At 69.5% G+C, this 4,139-nt stretch carries 3 protein-coding genes; 2 read left to right on the top strand and 1 reads right to left on the bottom strand.

The window, feature by feature from the left end:
- A partial coding sequence (malQ, locus tag D7Y13_RS39290; RefSeq protein WP_120630991.1) for a 4-alpha-glucanotransferase occupies positions 1–1,394 on the top strand: 1,394 nt, incomplete at its 5' end.
- A 73-nt stretch (positions 1,395–1,467) separates the two neighbouring features.
- Here malQ and D7Y13_RS39295 read toward each other — a convergent pair.
- Complete coding sequence (locus D7Y13_RS39295) at positions 1,468–1,770, bottom strand: hypothetical protein (protein WP_120582352.1); 303 nt, start codon at positions 1,768–1,770, stop codon at positions 1,468–1,470.
- A gap of 166 nt (positions 1,771–1,936) precedes the next feature.
- Between D7Y13_RS39295 and D7Y13_RS39300 the strand changes: the two genes are divergently transcribed.
- Complete coding sequence (locus D7Y13_RS39300) at positions 1,937–4,123, top strand: BamA/TamA family outer membrane protein (RefSeq protein ID WP_167508817.1); 2,187 nt, start codon at positions 1,937–1,939, stop codon at positions 4,121–4,123.
- Positions 4,124–4,139: the final 16 nt, after the last annotated feature.

Below are 4,139 nucleotides of genomic sequence, written 5' to 3' on the forward strand. Positions count from 1 at the left end.
CCGCCCCGGGGGACCCCAGCCCCTACGCCACGCGCTCCGCGTTCGGCCTGAACCCCCTCTTCATCGACCTCGCCCAGGTGCCGGAGTTCCAGGCCACCGGCGGCGAGGCCGCGCTCAGCGACGAGCAGCGCCAGAAGCTGGGTGAGGCCCGCGCTGCGCCGCGCGTGAGATACGACCTGGTGTTCCCGCTGAAGGACGCCGCGTTCGCGCGCGCCTTCGACCACTTCGAGAAGCACGAGTGGACGCCCCGCACGCCGCGCGCCCAGGAGTTCCAGAAGTGGCGCGAGGCGCAGGGCGAGTGGCTGGAGAGCTACGCGCTCTTCACCGCCATCAGCGAGAAGGAGGACCGCCGCCCGTGGTGGCAGTGGCCGGAAGGGCTGCGCACGCGCCAGCCCGAAGCCCTGCTCGCCGTGAAGAACCAGGGCCTGGAGCGCCGCGTGCGCTACCACGCCTGGCTCCAGTGGCTGGCGGAGGCGCAGTGGAACGCCGTGCGCCAGCAGGCCAAGGCGAAGGACGTCCTGCTCTGCGGCGACGAGCCCTTCATCATCGGGCAGGACAGCTCCGACTGCTGGGCCCACCCGGACATCCTGCGCCGCGACGCGCGCCTGGGCGTGCCGCCCGACGACTTCTCCGCCACGGGCCAGGACTGGGGCCTGCCCTACTTCGACTTCGCGGCGATGGAGAAGGACGACTACGCGTGGCTGAAGAAGCGCGCGGCCAAGGCGGCCAGCTACTACGACCTGCGCCGCGTGGACCACGCGGTGGGCTACTTCCGTCAGTGGATCCGCGACGACAAGAACCCCACCGGCTACTTCGTGCCCGCGGACGAGGCCACGTGGCGCCGCCAGGGTGAGAAGCACTTCCGCCTCCTGTCGGAGGGCGCGGGCATCGTCGCCGAGGACCTGGGCGTGATTCCGCCCTTCGTCCGTCAAATCCTCGCGGAGCTGAAGCTGCCCGGCTACCGGGTGCTGCGCTGGGAGCGCGACGACAACACCTACCGCGACCCGCACGCCTTCCCCGCCGTGTCGCTGGTCACCACCGGCACGCACGACACGGAGCCGCAGGCCGAGTGGTGGGAGCAGGCGCGCGAGGACGAGCGCCAGAGCGCCGCCCGCACCTGGCCGGAGTTCCAGGGCGTGGCCGTGACGCGCGAGTTCACCCCGGACATCCACCGCGCCACGCTGGCCGCCACGCTCAACTCGGGCTCGGACCTGTGCGTGCTGCCGTGGCAGGACGTGCTGGGCACCCGCGACCGCATCAACCTGCCGGGCACCATGGGCGACGCCAACTGGGCCTACCGCATCGCGCAGAACACGGACGCGCTGCTCACCGAGCCCCAGACGAAGGACGCCGCGGAGCGGCTTTCGTGGCTCACCGCTTCCTCGCGTCGCTGAGCCCGAAGCCGACCTGAAGCACACCGCCCCGGGGCCGCTGGACGACAGCCGCCCCGGGAGCCTCAGCCGTGCTTCAGTTCTCGATGCACTTCACCTGGCCGGGGAAGCCGTCGAACACGGCGCACCGGCGGCCCTCCTTCGCGCACTCCAGCCGGTCGCAGATGTTCTCCACGACGCACAGCGGGGGCGAGCGACCGAAGTCCAGGAACAGCTCCGCGCAGTAGCGGAACGGATCCGCGCACCCGAGCGAGCCGCAGTAGGGGGTGTCGGAGAGGTCCTCCCCCTCCTTGAGCAGCACCACCTCGTCCTCGTTCACGCCGCAGCCGGTGGCGAGCACCAGCGTGACCGACAGCAGCATCGCGATTCGCCGGACCATAGGGACCCGAATCTGGCGCACCCCGGGCCCGGTTGCACGCACCTCCGCGCCGGCCGGGGCCTAAAGGACACTGACCCGGGACCCGAGGTCGTGGAATGCGACATTCGAGGCACAAAGAAACATTGCGAAACGCGTCAGGCGCTGGCCTTCCAGTAAGAAACATGGCGTGGCCGACGTCCGACTCCCTCGACTCCTCTCCGCCGTGCCCCTCGCGCTGGTCGTGCTGCTGACGGCCTGCGCCACCACCTCCTCCACCCAGCCCTCCGGGCCGAAGGTGAAGTCCCTCGACATCGAGGGAGCGAAGCAGGTGGATGACGGGGACATCAAGGACCGCATCCTCACCTCCGCCACGCCCTGGTATGCGTTCTGGCCGTTCGGCAAGGCGCACTACTTCGACACCAACGCGTGGCAGGCGGACCTGCGCCGCATCGAACGGTTCTACCAGGCGGAGGGCTTCTACCAGGCCCAGGTGGAATCCAACGAGGTGATCCCCGAGGGCGACAAGGCCGTGCGCCTCAAGGTGGTCGTCAACGAGGGCGCCCCCACCCTCATCGACCGCATCGAACCGCACGGGCTGGAGGCGCTGGGAGAGGGTCCGGACGCGCCGTCGCAGCGCCAGCGGGAGCTCATCCTGGAGGAGCTGCCGGTGCGCGCGGGCGACGTGTTCCGCGAGGACACGTGGGGCGCCACCAAGGAGCTCATCACCGAGCGGCTCAAGGACCTGGGGTACGCGGAGGCGGAGGTGGGAGGAGAGGTGCGGGTGGACGTGGCCACGCAGAAGGCCATCGTGGACCTGCGGATCGTCCCGGGCCTGCGCTACCGCTTCGGCAACATCTTCATCGCCACGGACGCGAACCCGCAGGTGCCGCCCCGCCGCATCATCGAACAGACGCAGGGCGCCGTCATCAAGGGCGAGTACTTCAGCGAGAAGGCGCTGGCGGAGGCCCAGGCGCGCGTCTTCCGCATGGGCGTCTTCGGCGCGGTGAAGGTGAACCGGGGCGCGCCGGACCGGCAGAACGCCACGGTGCCGGTGGTGGTGGACGTGCGCGAATCACCCTTCCACTCCCTCCGGCTGGGCGGCGGTGTGGGCGTGGACGCCGCGCGGCAGGAAGCCCGTGTCCTGGGCGAGTGGAGCAACCGCAACTTCCGCGGAGGCCTGCGGCGCCTCACACTGCGCGGCCGGCTGGGCTACGCGTTCATCCCCAACATCCTGGCGGCCCTGCGCAGCAATCCCGACGGCACCCAGGACGGCAAGAGCGGCATCGTGTTCGAGGCCACCACGGAGTTCGAACAGCCGCGCTTCCTCTTCCGTGACCTGCGCCTGCAGACCTCCGTCACCGCGGAGAAGGGCCTCCAGCAGGCGTACGAGTACTACGGCGGCTACCTGAAGGCGGGCGTCATCTGGCAGCCCCACGAGTCCTTCTCCGTCTTCCCCTCGTACAACCTCCAGCTCTACCGGCTGGAGGGCAAGGTGTCCGCGGATGAGACCGTGCCGCCCGTCATCCTGGGCTGCAACGACCCCACCGGGAAGTGCGACGTCGCGCTGAGCTTCCTGGAAGTGGCGTTCGCCTGGGACCGACGCGACGACCGCACCGAGCCGCGCGACGGCTACTACGTGGGCTTCTCCATCCAGAAGGGCGGCGGGCCGTTCTTCGGCAACTACGACTACGTCCGGCTGCTGCCAGACCTGCGCTACTACCACTCCATCGGGGAGAAGAAGGACCTGACGATGGCGGTGAAGCTGCGCATGGGCACGCTGAACTCGCTGGACGGCAAGCCCAGCTCCATCGTCACCCGCTTCTTCTCCGGCGGCGCCACCGCCATGCGCGGCTTCAACGGCCAGCGCCTGTCGCCCATGACGCCGCTCACGCCCAGCTACAAGACGGACGACGACGGCAACACGCTGCTGGACGCCAACGGCAACCCCATCCTGGACGAGTGGAACACCGTGCCCGTGGGCGGCAACAGCCTCTTCGAGAGCTCCGTGGAGCTGCGCTACATGCTGACGGACAGCCTGATGCTGGCCGTCTTCTACGACTCGGGCCTCGTAGGCACGGAGAACCTGGTTGGCAAGAACTCGCCCAAGCTGTTCGGTCCCGAGCACTACCACGCCGTGGGCGGCGGCCTGCGCTACCTCACGGTCGTGGGGCCCATCCGACTGGACATCGCAAGGCGTCTGAACATCGGGCGGGGATTGCCCGTCAGCGATCCCGCATACATCTATCCGTCCTCTGGTGGATGCCTGGGCTTCGGACGCAAGTTCGGCAAGACCTCGACCTCCCCGGAAGCCGCGTTCGCGGGTGCCCCTGAAGGGCTGTGCGCGGTCCACATCTCCATCGGAGAGGCGTTTTGAGCCCGTCGTCCACGAC

Origin of the sequence: Corallococcus praedator (assembly GCF_003612125.1) — a bacterium.
GTDB lineage: Bacteria > Myxococcota > Myxococcia > Myxococcales > Myxococcaceae > Corallococcus > Corallococcus praedator.

Excerpts from the sequence above, each read along its gene's own strand:
- D7Y13_RS39295 (WP_120582352.1), bottom strand. The coding sequence starts at position 1,770 with ATGGTCCGGCGAATCGCGATGCTGCTGTCGGTCACGCTGGTGCTCGCC.